At 51.0% G+C, this 16747-nt stretch carries 16 protein-coding genes and 1 pseudogene; 13 read left to right on the forward strand and 4 right to left on the reverse strand.

Annotated elements, in window-relative coordinates; genetic code table 11:
- Positions 1–192: 192 nt before the first annotated feature.
- Positions 193–1761, reverse strand: a complete 1569-nt coding sequence (ggt, locus tag IQ256_RS00875; RefSeq protein WP_193853331.1) for a gamma-glutamyltransferase — start codon at positions 1759–1761, stop codon at positions 193–195.
- A 178-nt stretch (positions 1762–1939) separates the two neighbouring features.
- Between ggt and IQ256_RS00880 the strand changes: the two genes are divergently transcribed.
- The 3 genes and pseudogenes from IQ256_RS00880 (at position 1940) to IQ256_RS00890 (ending at position 3487) form a co-directional block, all read left to right on the forward strand.
- A complete protein-coding gene (locus IQ256_RS00880; protein ID WP_193853333.1) occupies positions 1940–2707 on the forward strand; it encodes a hypothetical protein in 768 nt (255 codons plus the stop codon).
- A gap of 58 nt (positions 2708–2765) precedes the next feature.
- Positions 2766–3140: pseudogene (locus IQ256_RS00885) on the forward strand (element excision factor XisH family protein); the annotation flags it as partial.
- A gap of 5 nt (positions 3141–3145) precedes the next feature.
- Positions 3146–3487 (forward strand): XisI protein, encoded by a 342-nt coding sequence (locus tag IQ256_RS00890; RefSeq protein WP_193853335.1) that lies wholly within the window; start codon positions 3146–3148, stop codon positions 3485–3487.
- A gap of 214 nt (positions 3488–3701) precedes the next feature.
- Here the strand turns inward: IQ256_RS00890 and IQ256_RS00895 are convergent, their stop codons facing one another.
- The 3 genes from IQ256_RS00895 to IQ256_RS00905 all read right to left on the reverse strand — a co-directional run bounded on the left by IQ256_RS00895 (position 3702) and on the right by IQ256_RS00905 (position 6222).
- Positions 3702–3926 carry a ferredoxin family protein gene (locus IQ256_RS00895; protein ID WP_193853337.1) on the reverse strand — a complete coding sequence of 75 codons (225 nt, stop codon included), beginning with the start codon at positions 3924–3926 and terminating at the stop codon, positions 3702–3704.
- A 67-nt stretch (positions 3927–3993) separates the two neighbouring features.
- A complete protein-coding gene (locus tag IQ256_RS00900) occupies positions 3994–5259 on the reverse strand; it encodes an ATP phosphoribosyltransferase regulatory subunit (protein WP_193853339.1) in 1266 nt (421 codons plus the stop codon).
- Positions 5260–6222 (reverse strand): J domain-containing protein, encoded by a 963-nt coding sequence (locus tag IQ256_RS00905; RefSeq protein WP_228024447.1) that lies wholly within the window; start codon positions 6220–6222, stop codon positions 5260–5262.
- Between the two features lie 139 nt (positions 6223–6361).
- Here IQ256_RS00905 and IQ256_RS30250 point away from each other — a divergent pair, with 139 nt between their 5' ends.
- From IQ256_RS30250 to IQ256_RS00955, 10 genes are all read left to right on the forward strand, one after another.
- Entirely contained in the window at positions 6362–6937 is a 576-nt protein-coding gene (locus IQ256_RS30250; protein WP_193853343.1) for a YdeI/OmpD-associated family protein, read from the forward strand.
- Positions 6938–6992: 55 nt separating this feature from the next.
- Positions 6993–7913 (forward strand): tRNA (5-methylaminomethyl-2-thiouridine)(34)-methyltransferase MnmD, encoded by a 921-nt coding sequence (locus IQ256_RS00915; protein ID WP_370623321.1) that lies wholly within the window; start codon positions 6993–6995, stop codon positions 7911–7913.
- 33 nt (positions 7914–7946) lie between these two features.
- Complete coding sequence (locus IQ256_RS00920) at positions 7947–8816, forward strand: sulfurtransferase (protein ID WP_193853345.1); 870 nt, start codon at positions 7947–7949, stop codon at positions 8814–8816.
- A gap of 169 nt (positions 8817–8985) precedes the next feature.
- On the forward strand, positions 8986–10512 hold the full coding sequence (locus IQ256_RS00925) for an ATPase domain-containing protein (protein ID WP_193853347.1): 1527 nt from the start codon (positions 8986–8988) through the stop codon (positions 10510–10512).
- 33 nt (positions 10513–10545) lie between these two features.
- Positions 10546–10914, forward strand: a complete 369-nt coding sequence (locus IQ256_RS00930; RefSeq protein ID WP_193853348.1) for a two-component system response regulator — start codon at positions 10546–10548, stop codon at positions 10912–10914.
- A 9-nt stretch (positions 10915–10923) separates the two neighbouring features.
- The gene (locus IQ256_RS00935; RefSeq protein ID WP_193853350.1) at positions 10924–12060 is read left to right on the forward strand and encodes a HAMP domain-containing sensor histidine kinase; all 1137 of its coding nucleotides are present in this window, start codon (positions 10924–10926) and stop codon (positions 12058–12060) included.
- 16 nt (positions 12061–12076) lie between these two features.
- Positions 12077–12628, forward strand: a complete 552-nt coding sequence (gene rsmD, locus IQ256_RS00940; protein WP_193853352.1) for a 16S rRNA (guanine(966)-N(2))-methyltransferase RsmD — start codon at positions 12077–12079, stop codon at positions 12626–12628.
- A 132-nt stretch (positions 12629–12760) separates the two neighbouring features.
- Complete coding sequence (locus tag IQ256_RS00945) at positions 12761–14503, forward strand: diflavin flavoprotein (protein ID WP_193853354.1); 1743 nt, start codon at positions 12761–12763, stop codon at positions 14501–14503.
- A 138-nt stretch (positions 14504–14641) separates the two neighbouring features.
- Entirely contained in the window at positions 14642–16417 is a 1776-nt protein-coding gene (locus IQ256_RS00950) for a diflavin flavoprotein (protein WP_228024448.1), read from the forward strand.
- A 175-nt stretch (positions 16418–16592) separates the two neighbouring features.
- Positions 16593–16736, forward strand: a complete 144-nt coding sequence (locus IQ256_RS00955) for a DUF4058 family protein (RefSeq protein ID WP_255516176.1) — start codon at positions 16593–16595, stop codon at positions 16734–16736.
- Positions 16737–16747 lie beyond the last annotated feature (11 nt).

The following is a 16747-nucleotide window of genomic DNA, read 5'->3' on the forward strand; positions in this document are numbered from 1 at the left end:
ACATCAGATTTCGCTAGCCTGTCAGCGGCCCTACTAGCGGCATCATGCAATCGGAACCGCCACTTCATTTTTTCTAACCTGCTAAGAAATCTTCAGCGCTAATTTTGAATCACTCAATTTATCTGGTGCTCTGCATCTGGTGCTCTGTCAAAGTTACTTTCTAGGTTAAGACGATTCCCCATTCCCCATCCCCTATTCAGCCGCTCCAACCGCGCCACTACGCCGAGGATCACCAGCCCCCTCTAAACCCAGATCCATCAACCCTACCGTATGGACACCGCCGAAGAACATATTGGCCTGCTGCCACTGCACTAGCTGCTCAGTTCCAGGCACAGCCGACGCGATTAGCTGCGTATCTAGCCCTGGCTCTAGATGAAACACGCCGCCTTCCCAATGGATGCGAGGAGCACAGACAGCTTCCGCCATCGGCATACCGAAGTCCAACGCATTGCAAATCACTTGCAAGATAGCGGAACGAATTCTATTAGAGCCTCCCGAACCTAGCACTAGCTGAGGTCTTCCCTCTTTTAGAATCATAGTGGGTGCCATCATCGATGACATTCGCTGATCCAATGGCCAGCTGTTAAAACCGTGAGGATTGAGATCTTCTTCGCCCAGCATGTTGTTCAACATGATTTGAGTACCAGGCACAACATAAGAAGCCCCTTCACCATTAGAAGTAGTGACGCTGGCCGCATTACCCTCGTCGTCCATAACGCTGATATGAGTAGTGCTGCCCCATCGGTTCAGCCCCTGATTCATCAGGTCTTTTAGCGGTTCGGCATACTTACTAGTCAGACCCGAGGATAGAAACTTATCGGCAATTTCTGGATCGAAAAGGGATCTGTTTAGATGCGATCGCCTCGCCTCATTCGTCCATCGCATCGCTTGAGAAAGCAAAGTCAAATGCTCTATTGATCCAAAGGCGATCGCGCTCAAGTCAAACTGATTTAACAGCTCCAGGCAAAAGGCAATCAGCGCTCCCCCAGCGCTCGGCGGCGGGTTAGTCAGCATTTGCACCCCGCGATAGTTAATTTTGAGCGGGGCGCGTTCGATCACTTGATAATCGCGCAAGTCAGCCAGCGTTAGATAGCCGCCCTGTTCAGCGCAATCTTGGACAATCTGCTGGGCAATCTCACCCTCGTAAAAAGCCCTTCTAGCCTTTCCATCTCCCAAACCAGCCAGGTACTCCAGCGTATCGGCAAACTCAGTCATCTGGAGCTGTTCACCTGCTCGCAACCGCCGACCATTTGGCGCATATATTTGCCTGGACGCTGGCGTTGCCATCAAAATTGAGTCCAATAGCTGGTAGCAGTAGCCCTGAAAATCAGTGACGCTCACGCCTTTTCTAGCCAGTGCGATCGCCGGTTCTGTCACCACCGTCAGCGGCAGTCGTCCCAGCTTCTTATGAACGGCGAGCACGCCTGCTAGCACCCCCGGCACCGCCATTGACGCGAGTCCAACATGAAACTCTTGAACCGAATCACCGAAATTCGCCTCAACCGGATAGAAATCAGGCTCCACCCCAGCCGATCGCACCTTGGGCGTCTGCGTAAAGAAGTCGAACAGGGTATCTGTATGACTCTCTGCCTGATGCGCTAGCAAAAAGCCACCACCGCCCAGCGAAGTTAGCGTCGGCTCCACCACACAGGCCGCCAGCAGCGAGGCGATCGCCCCATCAAAAGCATTGCCACCCGCCGATAAAACGTCCTTCCCAGCCTCTGCCGTCAGCTCGTGCCCCGCCGCGACTACACCTGCCATCTCACGTCCTCATCCACATCAATCGGCCATCCAAACTAGGCAGCCGACTAGACCATCAAACCCGATAAACAGCAGCGAGGAAAGTAGGACAAATGTATTACTTTTACTTGTGAAACCGTTATTCTCGGTGGTAATAATTTAGAGTAAAAGGTAAGCAAAGAAAGGACACTCGCCGTCAATGGCCATTATTGCGCTCAAAGCCTGGTATCTCAGCGACTATGAACCTATTCGCGATCTAGAACAGCGGCCTCACGATCTGCGGCTAGCCAAAAATAGTCTATTAAAATCAGCGCTGCGAGCCGACTTTCTAGAAGACATCGAAGAAGTCAAGCAGGCCGACTGGTTTCAGCGCTATCTAGAAGGCGACCAGGTTGAATTTTATATTGAAGGCAGCGGGATCTACGCGATCGCCAACATCGATCTAATCAGCCACGAAATCTACTTTGCCAAGCAAGACTCCCTCTCCAACCTCGATCCCACCATCTTCTTTAGCTATCAAACCGAATATACCGACTCCAGCGATCTGCTACGAGACGCCCTCGAAGCCTTTCTTAAAAAGTTCAACAACAAATCTCGTCTACCCATCAGCCTGGTTGAATCCAACCGACTCAGTCAAGGCGCAGTCAAAATCAACAGCACTCTGATGCGACAGATAAGGCGATCGCTACTCTTCATCGCCGACGGCACCCCCATCCACAGCATTGACGGCACCCCTCCCCAGCTAGTCCCTAGCCCCAAAGTCTGCGTCGAAATGGGCTACGCCCTCCAGAGCAAACGCCCCGAGCAGATAATCCTGGCCCAAATGGAGCGCAAAGACATGCCTGGGCAGTTTCCCTTTGATACACCCACCCGCAATCGTCTCAGCTTCGAGAAAAAGTCTGAGCTGACCAAAGCACTACCAGAGCTGCTACAAGAAAGGCTACAGCGATTCAATTTAGCTAGCTAGCTACAGGTAATTAAGAGAGATAGCTAAAGATCTCTACCATGATTAAGTAAAAGCAGCTCTTCAAAAAGAAGGTTGGTTGATCACGCATGACCCGTACGAAATTAGGGTCGGTGGCGTGGAGATGTATATCGATTTGGGTGCCGAACAGATGATTGCTGCTCAACGCGGCACTACAAAGATCGCAGTTGAGATTAAAAGCTTTATTAACCCGTCGACTATCTCGGATTTCCACCTAGCTCATGGTCAATTTCTGGACTATCGCTACGCCCTAGAATCAGAAGAACCTGAGCGCGTTCTTTATCTAGCCGTCCCTGTAAGGGTTTACCAAACCTTCTTTACCTTAAAATTTATCCAAGATGTGAGGGAGCGTAGCCAGATCAAGCTTCTAGTCTATGATTCGGCGCAGGCCGCTATAGTGCAGTGGATCGAGTAATCGCAATGGATCGAGCAGAAACTTATCGGACATATATTCAGCAGCTATTGGCAGAGCGGGCAGAGCGCTCTAGGCAGTCACCTAGTCAAGTAGAAGCTCAGACAGTTTTTGACACAGAGCGAGACCATTATCAGCTTGTATACGTTGGATGGAAGCGAAATGGTCTTAGAGACTATGGTTGTCTACTGCATCTAGATATTAAAGATGACAAAATCTGGATTCAATACGATGGTACAGAAGGAGGCATTGCGAACAAGCTAGTCGAGCTAGGCGTCCCAAAGCATGATATCGTCCTTGGCTTCCACCCGCTAGAAGTCAGACCACACACAGAATTTGCCGTCAGCTAAGAGGTATAGCAATGGGCGGATGCATACTCAAAGAGAAGGCTACGCCTACGTGCAATTGTCTTGGTAGGCATTCCCTAGCGCCGCAAGGCGACGCGGGGTCCTACCGCTGCTATGCACGCTGCGTTGTATGACAGGGCTGTAGCCTTTCGTGGTGTAGCAAGCAAAGTGCGGAAAGCTATACGAGAAGCTAAACTTTTATGCGCTCAACCATAGCCTATGGCGTCTGCTGTAGCTCTGGCTTTTCTTCTGGCAAAATCGCGCCTTCTACCGGGCACACCTGCAGGCAAATGCCGCAGTCAATGCAGGTGTCAAAGTCAATCCAGTACCAGTCAGTGCCCTTTTTGTTCTTGCCTGGGCCGTCGTGGATGCAGGCTACCGGACAAGCATCGACGCAATCGGCAACGCCTTCACAAACGTTGGTCACAATAGTGTGGGCCACGATCTTCTCTCAATCAATAAAGGTCACGCGAGCCGATAGCAAAATCACTACCGCCCCGATATTAAGCTTAGTTAACAATCTCAATATCGGGCAAGCCTCGATCTGAAATCCAAGCAATTCGATTAATTTTGCGTTTGCGCGCGATCGCCCGTACCTCATCTGGTGACTGGCTCAAGTCCAAGCTCATCTCCACGCGCACGACGTTGGCCGACTGTCTGGCTTTTTGCGCGTAGCTCAGCGCTGCTGCTGCCGCCGTTTCAGTCTTTGGCACGATCAGCCAGTCACTAGGCGGGGTCTCTTTTGGCATCTGGGTAGACGTCTGACTAGCTGGCAGTAGCGCCCTGTGTAGCTGTTCGATATTGAGCACAAAGCCGATTCCTGGGAAACCCCCACTGTTTGGCATCGGGTCATAGACCGACAGCAAATCGTCGTAGCGTCCGCCCTGACCTACTCGCTGAGCGCTGTTGATGACTTCAAACACAACGCCCGTGTAGTAGTCGAAAGGACGAATCAAGCTGAGATCGAGAATGACGGACGGGACTTTCACACCTTGCTCTCGCTGCTTATTGAGCAAGTCGATTAGTGATTTTAGCTGAGATGCGATCGCCCGCTGCTCTTCGTTGAGATCAAACGCCGCTAGCTTCGCAAACACCTCACTAGGCGCACCGCGTAAATCCATTAGGCGCAGCGATAAGTCCTGCAAATCGGCTGGCAAATCCAGACTGCTCAGCGTCACGCAATCTAGCTTAGCGATTGACTGCCGAACCGCCTCGCGCTGCCCTTCAGGAAAAGGAGAAAGCAAAGAATAGGTCAAAGCAGCCTCGCCTAATACGAGGTAGGTATCAGATAGATCGAGCGCACTCAGACAATCAGCCACCAGCAGCAGTACCTCGACATCGGCCATCATGCTGCTGCTACCCAACAGCTCAATGCCCGCTTGGTGATATTCTTGCTGTCCGCCTTGGGTGCCCGTTGCCGAACGCCGAAAAACGTTGGCATTGTAATAAAGCCGCTGGGGATAGGTCACCGAAGCCAGCCGAGTCACCGCCGCTCTGGCAATCGAAGCCGTCAGCTCGGGGCGCAAACCGAGCCGCTGCCCGCCGAGCTGATTCATTTGCAGCTCGATTACCTCAATCCGCTCAATCGCACCGCCGGCCATCAGCGTATCCATCGTTTCTACCGTGGAGGTAATAATGCGGTGATAGCCCCATCGATGAAAAACTTCCTCTAAGCGATCCTCTATCCAGCGTTTTTGAACAACGTCTAGCGGCAGCAGGTCGCGGCCACCCGTCGGGGGCTGGTATGTTTTTCCTTCTGGGTTCCCTTCGGGCATTTATTTTTTCTTTCCACCAAACAATCCGCTCAAAAGACCGCCTCCCTGCTTTCCCTTCTTTGTACCCTTAGCTGGCGCTTTCTGGGCATTAGCGCCACTTCTAGAAGCGGTCTGCTTGCGACCTGCCGGATTCTCACCAGCGCTGAGTTCGGCCTGCACCGTTTGGGCGGTTTGATTCTCAGGGTCGAGAGCAAGCGCTTGTTTCATGTGTATCTTAGCCATCGTTGTCTGCCCAGACCTGAGATACAGGCTAGATAGATACGCATGGCAAGGGGCGCTTTTAGGATGGGAGTCAATCGCTTCTCGCAGTTCTAAAATACCGCGAGAGTAGTCCCGCTGCGCTTCAAATTCTTTGGCCCGGCGAATGTAGCTATCTAAAATAGAAGAGCTGCGGCGCGGACGCACACTTCCAGATCGAGCGCTGTTCTGTGAGGTCGGTGAGCCAGTGGTTTTAGAGGCTGTATCAGCCGGCTTCGAAGCGGCGGGCACAGACTTTAGCTTCGCCATTTTGATCAAATAGGCGGCATTGAGCTGGCTAAGTTCATTCACCGCAGAATCCACCTGGTTGAGATCCTCAAACTGCTGGCTAGCAATCTGTTGGATGGCGGCTTCATACTCGGCTTCTACCGTATTACTGTTCAATAGCTTTTGGGCGCGATCGCTCGTAAAAGCAACCAAATTGGGCGAGCCTGCTAGCTGCTGCTGCTTCATTTTTAGTAGAATTTCATGTTCTCTGGCCGATTTATCTTGGCTGAGCACCTCATAAGCAGGATTTACCCGTTTGGAAAGGAGCTGACTAGCTAGCTGCCGCTGCTCTTCAGAAGCTCCTCGCAGACTGTCGGGGTGAAGCTGGCGCGCTACCTTTAAATATCGTTTTCTCGCCTGCTTGGCATCTGCTGCTAGAGAAAAACCAAGTACCGCATGATGATCGATCATGTCGAGCTGAAAGAGCCCTGATTGCATAGTCATAGCCTGGTTGTGGATCGAGGATAATGACTTCAGGATGCCCGTGATCTTTGGTTGCTATAGTCTTCTTTAGCTGTAGATTAGCTACAGGATGACGCTGGTTTGCAGACGGTTGTGTTGTTCATAGATTTTTGTCGTGGCCAATCTAGATAATCTAGAGCGTGTGGAGGTAGATATTCGTCAGGACTGGCGCAGTTGGCTCAGCAAAAATCAGTCTCGCCCTGAGAGCATTTGGCTAGTCACCTACAAAAAACATATGGGCGATCGCTACTTATCTTATGACGCCATTGTTGAAGAAGCGCTGTGCTTTGGCTGGATCGATAGTCTGCCTCGCAAGCTAGATGCAGACCGCAGTATGCTGCTGATTTCACCGCGCCAGCCCAAAAGCGTCTGGTCAAAACTGAACAAAGAGCGCGTAGAAAGGCTCATTCGCGAGGGCTTGATGACGCCAGCGGGCATGAAAAAAGTCGAAAGGGCGAAGGCCAACGGATCCTGGACATTTCTAGACGATGTGGAGGCTTTGCTGATTCCAGAGGACTTGTCCGTCGAGCTAGAGGCCAACCCTGTCGCTAAGCAAAACTTTGAGAAGTTTAGTCCCTCCAGCAAAAAAGGAATTTTGCAGTGGATCAAGATGGCAAAGCGATCGCAAACCCGGCGGCAAAGAATCGAAAAGACAGTGGCGCAAGCTGCACTCAATCAGAAAGCAATCTAAAAGCTGGCAGTTCAGGCAAATCAATTTGTTTAATCAATTTGTTTAAGGGGTAAGAGTGACAGAGGTGTTTACGCCAGTCGAGACCAAAGACGGCTCGAATACGTTTTATTCAGACGAATTTGGTGAATGGTTTCACAGCCGCGAGGGTGCTCGTCATGAAGCCCAAAGAACCTACATTGAAGCGGCAAATATCTCTGATAGAGCCCAGCAAGACAAGGTGTCTATCTTAGACGTGTGCTACGGACTGGGCTACAACACAGCCGCCGCGATGGAGACGATTCTGTCGGCAAATCCACAGTGCTTTCTAGATTTGAGAGCATTAGAAATCGATGTGGAAGTAGCTAGGAGTGCGATCGCGCACAACCTAACCCAGCACTATTCCCCCACAGTAGAGCAAGCGCTAAAAGACCTAGCCAATCACTACGAGGCAAAAAGCGAAACGATCCTAGCGCAGCTACTTTTAGGCGACGCCCGCCAGCAAATTCAAATCCTGATTGATCAAGCTTGGCAAGCCGACGTGATCTTTCTCGATCCATTCTCCCCGCCGCATTGCCCCCAGCTATGGACGCTAGAATTTCTAGGTCTAGTTGCCAAATGTCTCAATCCAAACGGCGGTGTCCTTGTTACCTATTCCTGCGCGGCGGCTGTACGCTCAGCGCTAAAGCTCGTTGGCCTATCAATCGGATCTACTGCCGCAGGCGGTCGCCAATGGCCAGGCACCATTGCCGGCTTTTCGCTTGAGACCTTGGCATCCCCATCCCAAAAACTCTCTCAACAAGAACAAGAACACCTAAAGACCAAAGCCGCTGTCCCCTATCGCGATCCCACTTTGAGCTCAACCGCCACTGAAATACTCGAAAGGCGATCTAGAGAGCAATTGGCCTCTGATCTCATACCAACAGGCCCTTGGCGAAAAGAGTGGCAGAAACGTTGGCAAAAACGAGAACAAAGACGGCTGAGCGATCGCGAGCAATAATAAACCTAATAAACTCGCTAGCGGCTAATGGCTATGAAAAAGTCCGCCTATCTCGTTGACGTTCACTGGCTATTTGAACATCTAGAAGACCCTAACTGTGTCATCATCGACACTCGCTTTTCTCTCTCACAGCCGCAACAAGGCTACGAACAGTATCAAACAGGCCATATTCCAGGCGCTTACTATCTAGATCTCAACCAAGACCTTTCTAGCAGCGTAGAAGCCCACGGCGGTCGCCATCCGCTTCCCAACTGGAATGCGTTTGTAGATAAACTCAACCAGCTTGGTATTCATTCAAAAAACCCGCCTGGGCCGACCCAAATCGTCATTTATGATGATTCACGCTTTGCATTTTCAGCTCGCCTGTGGTGGATGCTGAGGTATCTAGGACATGAGCAAGTCGCCATTCTAGACGGCGGCATCCAAGCCTGGAAATCAGCAGGATTCGCCCTGAGTAAAGACATTCCCAAGCCGAAAACGGGGCCAGAAAAGGGAAACTTTGTAGCGCGCCCTCAGCCTGACTGGGTCGTAGATATTGAAACCGTGCGGCAGCAGAAGGACAGACCGGATGCTGTCGTCATCGACTCTAGATCGCCTGAACGCTGGCGTGGAGAAATCGAACCGATCGATCCAATTGCGGGCAGCATTCCTGGCTCAGTTAATTCATTTTGGCAAGACATCAGCACAGAAGAGGGACGGCTTAAGAGTGCAGATAAGTTAGCCACTCACTGGAGCCGTTTTGATCTCCAGCCAGAAACTATTGTCTACTGTGGTTCAGGGGTTACAGCCTGCGTCAATCTTTTCTCATTAGCAGCAGCAGGCCACCAGATGTACAAACTCTATCCTGGTGGTTGGAGTGACTGGTGCTCATATCTTACAGAAAACGCACCCGAGACAAACTGAGGTACCTTCATCCGATCTGTTAGCGATCGCGCTTTTTTCAATCAGCACCACACTGCTGTAATCCGTGCGAGAATGAAGCCTTGATTTCTGCTACGACTCCACCCAATTTCAGAGTCTTATCGTACCGCTCTCAGGTCTCAGGCAAAGGGCTTCTCAAATAACGAAAATAATGCCAGCGAAGACAAAAATAGACTCCGACCAGACAGAAGGCTCACTAGCAGGCCCACTAGAAAACTCAACGGTACAAACTCGTCTGCCCACAGGCGTTCCAGGGCTAGATGATGTTCTCAAAGGCGGATTGATTCCAGGCCAAGCATACCTGCTGCGCGGCGGTACGGGCGCAGGTAAAACGACCCTAGGGCTACACTTTCTGACTCAGGCAAACCAGTCGGAGCCAGCGCTATTTATCACGTTAGGCGAAGTAGAATCTAAAATCCGCCGCAATGCCGCCAACCTAGGTTTTGACTTAGCGCATATTCACTTTCTCGACTTGAGCCCTGCTGCCGACTTTTTTACAGAAGACAAATCATACGATATCTTTTCTTCTGCGGATGTAGAGCGCGAATCCGTGACCCAGCAGATTATCACCAGCGTTCAAGACATCCAGCCAAATCGTATATTTGTGGATTCAATCACTCAATTTCGCTACCTCTCTAGCGACCACTATCAGTTCCACCAGCAGGTTCTCTCTTTTATCCGCTATCTCACTGACGAAGGTGCAACGACGATTTTCACCTCGGAGAGCAGTGACTATATCCGCGATGACGATCTGAAGTTCTTAAGTGATGGCGTCATCTCACTGCAGGCAACTGCCGAGGATAGAACCGTGGAGGTTGAAAAGTTTAGGGGCTCCGACTTCATAGAAGGGAAGCATTCCTTGAAGATCAAGTCTGCTGGCATTCAGGTCTTCCCGCAGCTAAAGCCAGATACGTTTGGCCGTGGTGCGCTCATGAAGCAGGTGTCTTCAGGTGTTCCCGAGATTGATCAGCTTCTGCATGGTGGTATCGAGAGCGGTACGGTAACGATTGTATCAGGGCCAACTGGCGTGGGTAAAACGTCTTTTGGGACTCAGTTTATGAAAGAAGCGGCTGGTAGGGGAGTGCGCTCTGTTCTCTATTCCTTTGAAGAATCGGTCGATATGATTTTGCATCGCTGTGAAGGTATCAACATGCCTGCCAAAGCGATGGTTGATAACGGCACGCTACTGGTTGAGTCAGTTGAGGCCATGTCAATGAGCCCCGATGAATTCGCTCAAAAGGTCCGCCGTGAGGTGGAGATAGCGGGTGCGAAGATTATCATGATCGATGGTCTAGCAGGCTATCGGCTATCGATGTGGGGCACAAACGCCAATTCTCACATCCACGCGCTGTGTCGCTACTTGCGAAACATGAGCGTCACCACACTGCTGATTGACGAAGTAGGCACGGTGACAGGCGAATTCAAAGCAACCGGACAACCGCTAAGCTACCTGGCTGATACGCTCATCTTCTTACGATATCTAGAGGTTGAAGGCGAGCTGCGTAAGGCAATTGGCGTCTTGAAAAAGCGACTGTCCAGCTTTGAAACGACGCTGCGAGAGTTTGAGATTACGCGCTACGGCCTAAAAGTGGGCGATCCGCTCGTCAATCTGCGCGGCATTCTGCGCGGCATTCCTGAAGGGACGACGCCCGAATCAGCCTTTAGAACAGACAGCTAACTATCTCTGCTACGACCGAGGCCGCATATGGCAATGGAAAATTTAATTCTTTGCGTGGGACGCAATTGTCGTAACCAGGAACTGCTAAGTCAGGTTCTAGAAAAGGCGGGCTATTCTGTGAGGACAGCGTTGAACTGCGAAACGCTAACTCAGATGGTTGACCAGAGTTCTATTTCGCTTGTGCTGCTAGACGTTGCTGGCTTTGATCGGCAGATTTGGCAGCATTGTCGAATGCTTAAGTCGCACCGCATTCCCTATTTTCTGATTACGCCGTCTGGTGGCGCTCATCTAAGCGCTTCATACAGACAGCAATACTTCAACGCCCAAGAAGACGATACGCCTTTGCTCGTCAAACCCCTTTCTATTCGACTCTTGTTGGCTCTAATCTCTTATACTCTCTAGTCTCACACCATGGGTCGTGATCGCCTGCTTCTACTGCTCAGCCGCAACGAAAACCGACGCATCCTCATCGAACGCCTTTCTTCCGCCTTCGAGATTGTGTTGCCCAAAGGTGATACGCCGCAGACAACTACGCCAACGCTAGAAGATTTCGATCTAATTATCTGTGATCTAGTGAAGCTAGGCGAATGGAAAACGCCAATTAGAGAATGGCGAGAAATGGCGGAACCCTTGATTTTGCCAGTGCTAACGCTGATGTCTAGAAATATCGTTGGTACGCTGCCTGCGGATGTACGCTATCAGATCGACGAGTTAGTCACCATTCCTATCGACCCAAGCGAGCTAGAAATAAGAATTGCGATTTTGCTGCGATCGCGCCGTCTTTCTGCAGAGCTCAGTCAAAAAAATCAAACGCTGCAAGAACTCGACGCCCTCAGAACTCGCTTCGTTTCAGTTGTTTCGCATGAGCTTCGCAGTCCGCTTTCTGTCATCACAGGCGTTGCTCAAATACTTCAGCTCAAGGAGAAAAAGTACAGCGCCGAGAAAAAGAAAGCGCTGCTTCAGCGAATTTTGAAGGTGATCGATCGACTAACCGTTTTGCTAGATGACTTGCTTCTCCTAACGCGAAACACTTCATCACAAGCGACGCTCAAGCCTCAGGCCATCAATCTAGAACAGCACTGCCAGCGGATTATAGACAACTTCAAGCTCAGCACTTCAGAAACCCGCACCATCCACTTTCAAAGTGAAGGAAATCTTTCTGATATCGGCGTAGATACTAACCTGATAGAGACTATCCTTAGCAATCTACTTTCCAACGCGCTTAAGTACTCGCCAATAGAGGCTAGCGTGAGCCTCCATATTTACAGACAAGGCGAAGAAGTTGTGCTGACAGTCAGCGATCACGGTCAAGGCATTCCCCTAGTAGACCAACCTAATCTATTCGAGCCGTTTTTCCGCGCTCGAAACGTTGGTACTATTCCTGGAACCGGACTGGGCCTCAACATTCTCAAGCAGTGCGTCGATCTCCACAGAGGTCAAATCAGCGTAGAAAGTGAGCTAGATCGAGGGACAACCTTCACCGTTGTTCTTCCTGTGTTTGAGACGACTTCCGGGTCTGAGACGACAGGTATTAGCAGCCATGCTTGAGGTCGTAGAAAAATAGATGTCAGTCCGAATCTATGGCAACCGCGAAATCAAGACGCTAGCGGGCGAGGCAACCAGACCAACTTCCGCGCGAGTTAGAGAAGCAGTATTTAATATCTGGCAGGGGCGAGTCCTGGGCTGTCGCTGGTTAGATCTATGTACGGGTAGCGGCGCGATGGGAGCAGAAGCACTCTGTCGGGGCGCAGCAGCGGTCGTCGGGATTGAGAAATCTGGGGCAGCTTGCCGAGTGGTCGCGCAAAACTGGCAGAAGGTAGCAAAGCCTGAGCAAAAACATCGAATTATTAAAGGGGATGTCGTCCGCCAGCTTAAAGGGTTAAAGGGTAAGTTCGATTTGGTTTACTTTGATCCGCCTTACGCGGCTAGCCTGTATCAGCCAGTGCTTTCGATAGTCTCAGAGCTGTTATTGCCTGCAGGTGAGATGGCAGTAGAGTATGGCATTAGCAAATGGCAGCCGGCGCAGATCCCTGAACATCTAGAGATCGTTAAAGAAAAAGGATACGGCAGCACTCACGTGGTCTTTCTACGCCCTGCGAGCAAACAAGAGACCTGATTTGAATTCATCACTTTTAGTTGGTTCAATAAGTATTTATTACCAGTTAGGGCTGCACAGATTGACATTTTACGGCACAATATGAATTAAGCAACACAGATGTTGCTAAAGTCGCTGAAGAGGAAATCCAAGATGGTTGCTACTGCTGTTGATGTGAAAGGGCCTGCTCAAAAGCGCCTGTCTATGCAGGTTGCAGACATTGCCGAAGAGACGACTACGCTGCGATCGCAAGACTGGGATCGCGACCGGTTCGATATTGAATTCGGCCTGCAAAACGGCACCACTTACAATTCCTTCATCATTCGCGGCGAAAAAACAGCGCTAGTCGACACCTCTCACGCCAAGTTTCGAGAGCAGTACATCGCCGCGCTCAAAGGCGAAATCGATCCGGCCACGATTGACTACATCGTTGTTAGCCATACAGAACCCGACCACAGCGGTCTAATTCGCGATGTCCTAAAGCTTGCGCCAAACGCGGTAGTCGTCGGCGCTAAGGTTGCGATCGCCTTTCTAGAAGATCTCATTCACCAGCCCTTCGAGCGCCAGGTAGTAAAAAGCGGTGAAACCCTAGATCTAGGCAACGGCCACCTACTCGAATTTATCAATGCGCCAAATCTGCATTGGCCCGACACCATTTTCACCTTCGATCACAAAACTGGCATTCTCTACACCTGCGACGCTTTCGGCGCGCACTACTGCGACGAGGATATCTTTGACGAAGACCTAGAGGCACTCTCTCCAGACTTCCGCTTCTATTACGAATGTCTGATGGGGCCAAATGCCCGCTCAGTCGTCTCGGCGATGAAGCGGATGGACAAACTAGACGGTGAAATTGCAACGATTGCAACAGGTCACGGTCCGCTATTGCGTCACCATTTAGATGAGCTAACCGGACGCTATCGAGAATGGAGCCAGCAAAAGAACAACGCCGAGACTCAGATTGCCGTCTTCTATGTATCTGACTATGGGTTTAGCGATCGCATTGCCCAGTCCATCGCCAAAGGCATCGACAAAACCGGCGTCGGCGTCGAGATGATTGATCTGCGCTCAGCCGATGCCCAAGACGTCAACGAGGTCGTCAGCCGCTCTACTGGCATCATCATCGGCATGCCACCCTCAACTGGCAAAGGCTCAGAAGAAACCCGCGCCGCGCTCGGCACCGTCCTAGCCGGCGTCAACGGCAAGAAAACCTTTGGTCTATTTGAGTCTTACGGCGGTGATGACGAACCGATTGACCCTTTGCACACCAAGCTTCAAGACCTAGATCTAAAGGTTGCCTTCGATCCGATCAGGATCAAAGACACGCCTAGCGAGGCACTGTATCAGCTTTGCGAAGAGACTGGCACCGACTTAGGCCAAGATCTAGCACAGTCTAAGAAAATCAAGAAAATTAAGGCGCTAGACGCCGACCTGCAAAAAGCGCTAGGCCGCATCAGCAGTGGATTGTATATTATCACCGCGACCAAAGGGGATGTGCAATCGGCAATGCTCGCTTCTTGGATTACCCAAGCCAGCTTTGAGCCGCTAGGCTTCACAGTCGCGGTCGCCAAAGACAGGGCCATTGAATCTCTGATGCAAGTCGGTGATACTTTCGTACTCAATGTTTTAGAAGAAGGCAACCACCTACCGCTGATGAAGCACTTTCTAAAGCGGTTTCCGCCTGGCGCAGATAGATTTGCTGGCATCCGAACTAGGCCAGCAAACAACAACTCTCCTATTTTGGCAGATGCGCTGGCATATCTAGAATGTGAAGTCTCTAGCCGAATGGAATTAAGCGATCACTGGCTAGTGTATTGCGTCGTAGATGATGGCAAGGTCTCCAAAGAAGAAGCCATCACCGCAGTTCACCATCGCCGAATCGGGAACTACTACTAATCACTACTAGATAGCTGCTGGTAGCTGCTTGTTTCCCCTTACGGTCATTTCTCACATTTGGGTAGGGGTCTAGACAAACAGCCCTCAGGCGCACACCTCGAACCCAAGCTCGAACCCAAGCACAGAAGAGAGATTGTTATGACTGCTCAGACACCGACTGTTGAATCGACAGACAAAAAACCTGTAGAAGCTGGATCTTCTAATTCGAGCTCAACTCGTCGCGATGTGCAAGTGTTGCCAATTGCAGCCGATACTTTTGTCTTGCGATCGCGCTCTTGGGGTCGTCTGCGCTTCGAGATTGAATATGCCCTAGAGAAAGGAACCACTGCCAACACCTATCTTGTAAAAGGTAATCTGGTCGCATTGATCGATCCACCCGGCGAATCTTTCTCTGAAATATTTATAGAAGCGCTAAAAGCAGAAATCGATCCGCATGCAATCGACTACATCGTTCTAGGTCACACCAATCCAAACCGAATAAAGACCCTGCAAACGCTTTTAGAACTCACACCGCAGGCCACGATTGTTTGTTCTTTGCCAGCGGCACTAACGCTCGAATCAGCTGGCATAGATCACAAAATCCAGCCCATAAAAGGCGGAGCAGAAAACGACATAGACCTGGGTCAAGGTCATCACCTGGAATTTATTCCAACCCCAACCCCGCGCTGGCCAGACAGTCTCTGCACCTACGACAGCTACAGTGAAGTCCTTTTTAGCGACAAGTTCTTCGGCGCACACGTCTGCAGCGAAGAAGCCTACGACCTCAACCGCGAGCTGCTGCTAGAAGATCAGCAGTATTACTTTGACTGCCTGATGGCACCAAACGTGCGGCAAGTAGAAACAGCGCTAGAAAGATTGACGGCCTATGCACCCCGGCTATATGCAGTCGATCACGGGCCGCTGATTCGCTACGGCGTTACTGAGCTAACGCAGCGCTATCACCAGTGGGCCGCTGAACAAAAGAAGCGATCGCTCTCTGTAGCACTAATCTACGCATCAGCCTATGGCAACACTGCCACCATCGCTCAGGCGATCGCCCGTGGCATCACCAAAGCAGGCGTTTCCGTCAACTCCATCAACGCGGAACAAGCCACTACCGCCGAAATTCAGGCCGCCGCCGAAAATTCCGCTGGCTTCATTATGGGCTCACCGACCCTGGGCGGACACGCCCCAACTCAAATTCAAACCGCCTTGGGCGTCGTGCTTGCCGCTGCCAGTAAAACCAAGCTAGCGGGCGTTTTTGGATCCTTCGGCTGGAGCGGTGAGGCCATTGATCTACTAGAAGGCAAGTTCAAAGATGCGGGCTACAGCTTTGGCTTCGATCCCATTCGAGTCAAATTCACGCCAGAGGCTAGCACGCTGCAGTACTGCGAAGAAGCTGGCACAGACTTCGCCCAGCAGTTAAAAAAATCTAAGAAAAAAGCTGCTCCGCGAATATCGGCCTCCTCTGTAGAAAGAGCCATTGGCCGCATTGTCGGATCGATGTGTATCGTCACTGCCAAGCACGGCGATATCAGCAGTGCCATGCTCGCGTCCTGGGTTGCCCAGGCCACCTTCACGCCCCCCGGCTTTACAGTAGCGGTCGCCAAAGAACGCGCTATCGAGAACCTGATGCACACAGGCGATAGCTTTGTGCTCAATATTCTGGCAGAAGGCAAGCATCTAGGGCCGATGAAGCATTTTCTAAGGCCGTTTAGTCCAGGCGAAAATCGATTTGAAGGCGTTGAAACTCGTGAGACTGAAGACGGACAGTTGGTTTTAGAAAATGCGATCGCCTATCTAGAATGTCAGGTCGCCAATCGCATGGACTGCGGCGACCACTGGGTAATCTACGCCACCGTCAGCGGCGGCGAAGTCATTGACAGCGACGCCAAAACCGCCGTCCACCACCGCACAACAGGCACACATTACTAACGGAGCTCTCACAACCCGACCACTCGTTACATCAAAAGCGAAATACTGTTGCTGAAGCTATAGCCTCAGAGCTGGACTATAGCGTTTCTCGCTTGGCCGATTTTCCCCAAGCTCGGATAACGCAGATATGATTTGCACCGCTTAAGATAAACGTATCGCTCATGCACTTACCCCTATGGCATCTCCCTTTCCGGGTATGGACCCCTACTTAGAGCAGTCGGCTTTCTGGTCTTCTTTTCACACGCGGTTAATGGTTGCGATCGCCGATGCCCTAGCTGCCGACTTGCGACCCACGTACTACAGAGTTATGACCCTCTAACCTTGCTTAAA

It is taken from the genome of cf. Phormidesmis sp. LEGE 11477, from assembly GCF_015207105.1.
GTDB lineage: Bacteria > Cyanobacteriota > Cyanobacteriia > Phormidesmidales > Phormidesmidaceae > Phormidesmis.

What these genes read in the sequence shown, in the direction of transcription:
- ggt (WP_193853331.1), bottom strand. Translation starts at nt 1,761, where the DNA reads ATGGCAGGTGTAGTCGCGGCGGGGCACGAGCTGACGGCAGAGGCTGGG.
- IQ256_RS00880 (WP_193853333.1), top strand. Translation starts at nt 1,940, where the DNA reads ATGGCCATTATTGCGCTCAAAGCCTGGTATCTCAGCGACTATGAACCT.
- IQ256_RS00890 (WP_193853335.1), top strand. Translation starts at nt 3,146, where the DNA reads ATGGATCGAGCAGAAACTTATCGGACATATATTCAGCAGCTATTGGCA.
- IQ256_RS00900 (WP_193853339.1), bottom strand. Translation starts at nt 5,259, where the DNA reads ATGCCCGAAGGGAACCCAGAAGGAAAAACATACCAGCCCCCGACGGGT.
- IQ256_RS00905 (WP_228024447.1), bottom strand. Translation starts at nt 6,222, where the DNA reads ATGCAATCAGGGCTCTTTCAGCTCGACATGATCGATCATCATGCGGTA.
- IQ256_RS00920 (WP_193853345.1), top strand. Translation starts at nt 7,947, where the DNA reads ATGAAAAAGTCCGCCTATCTCGTTGACGTTCACTGGCTATTTGAACAT.
- IQ256_RS00925 (WP_193853347.1), top strand. Translation starts at nt 8,986, where the DNA reads ATGCCAGCGAAGACAAAAATAGACTCCGACCAGACAGAAGGCTCACTA.
- IQ256_RS00930 (WP_193853348.1), top strand. Translation starts at nt 10,546, where the DNA reads ATGGAAAATTTAATTCTTTGCGTGGGACGCAATTGTCGTAACCAGGAA.
- IQ256_RS00935 (WP_193853350.1), top strand. Translation starts at nt 10,924, where the DNA reads ATGGGTCGTGATCGCCTGCTTCTACTGCTCAGCCGCAACGAAAACCGA.
- rsmD (WP_193853352.1), top strand. Translation starts at nt 12,077, where the DNA reads ATGTCAGTCCGAATCTATGGCAACCGCGAAATCAAGACGCTAGCGGGC.
- IQ256_RS00945 (WP_193853354.1), top strand. Translation starts at nt 12,761, where the DNA reads ATGGTTGCTACTGCTGTTGATGTGAAAGGGCCTGCTCAAAAGCGCCTG.
- IQ256_RS00950 (WP_228024448.1), top strand. Translation starts at nt 14,642, where the DNA reads ATGACTGCTCAGACACCGACTGTTGAATCGACAGACAAAAAACCTGTA.
- IQ256_RS00955 (WP_255516176.1), top strand. Translation starts at nt 16,593, where the DNA reads ATGGCATCTCCCTTTCCGGGTATGGACCCCTACTTAGAGCAGTCGGCT.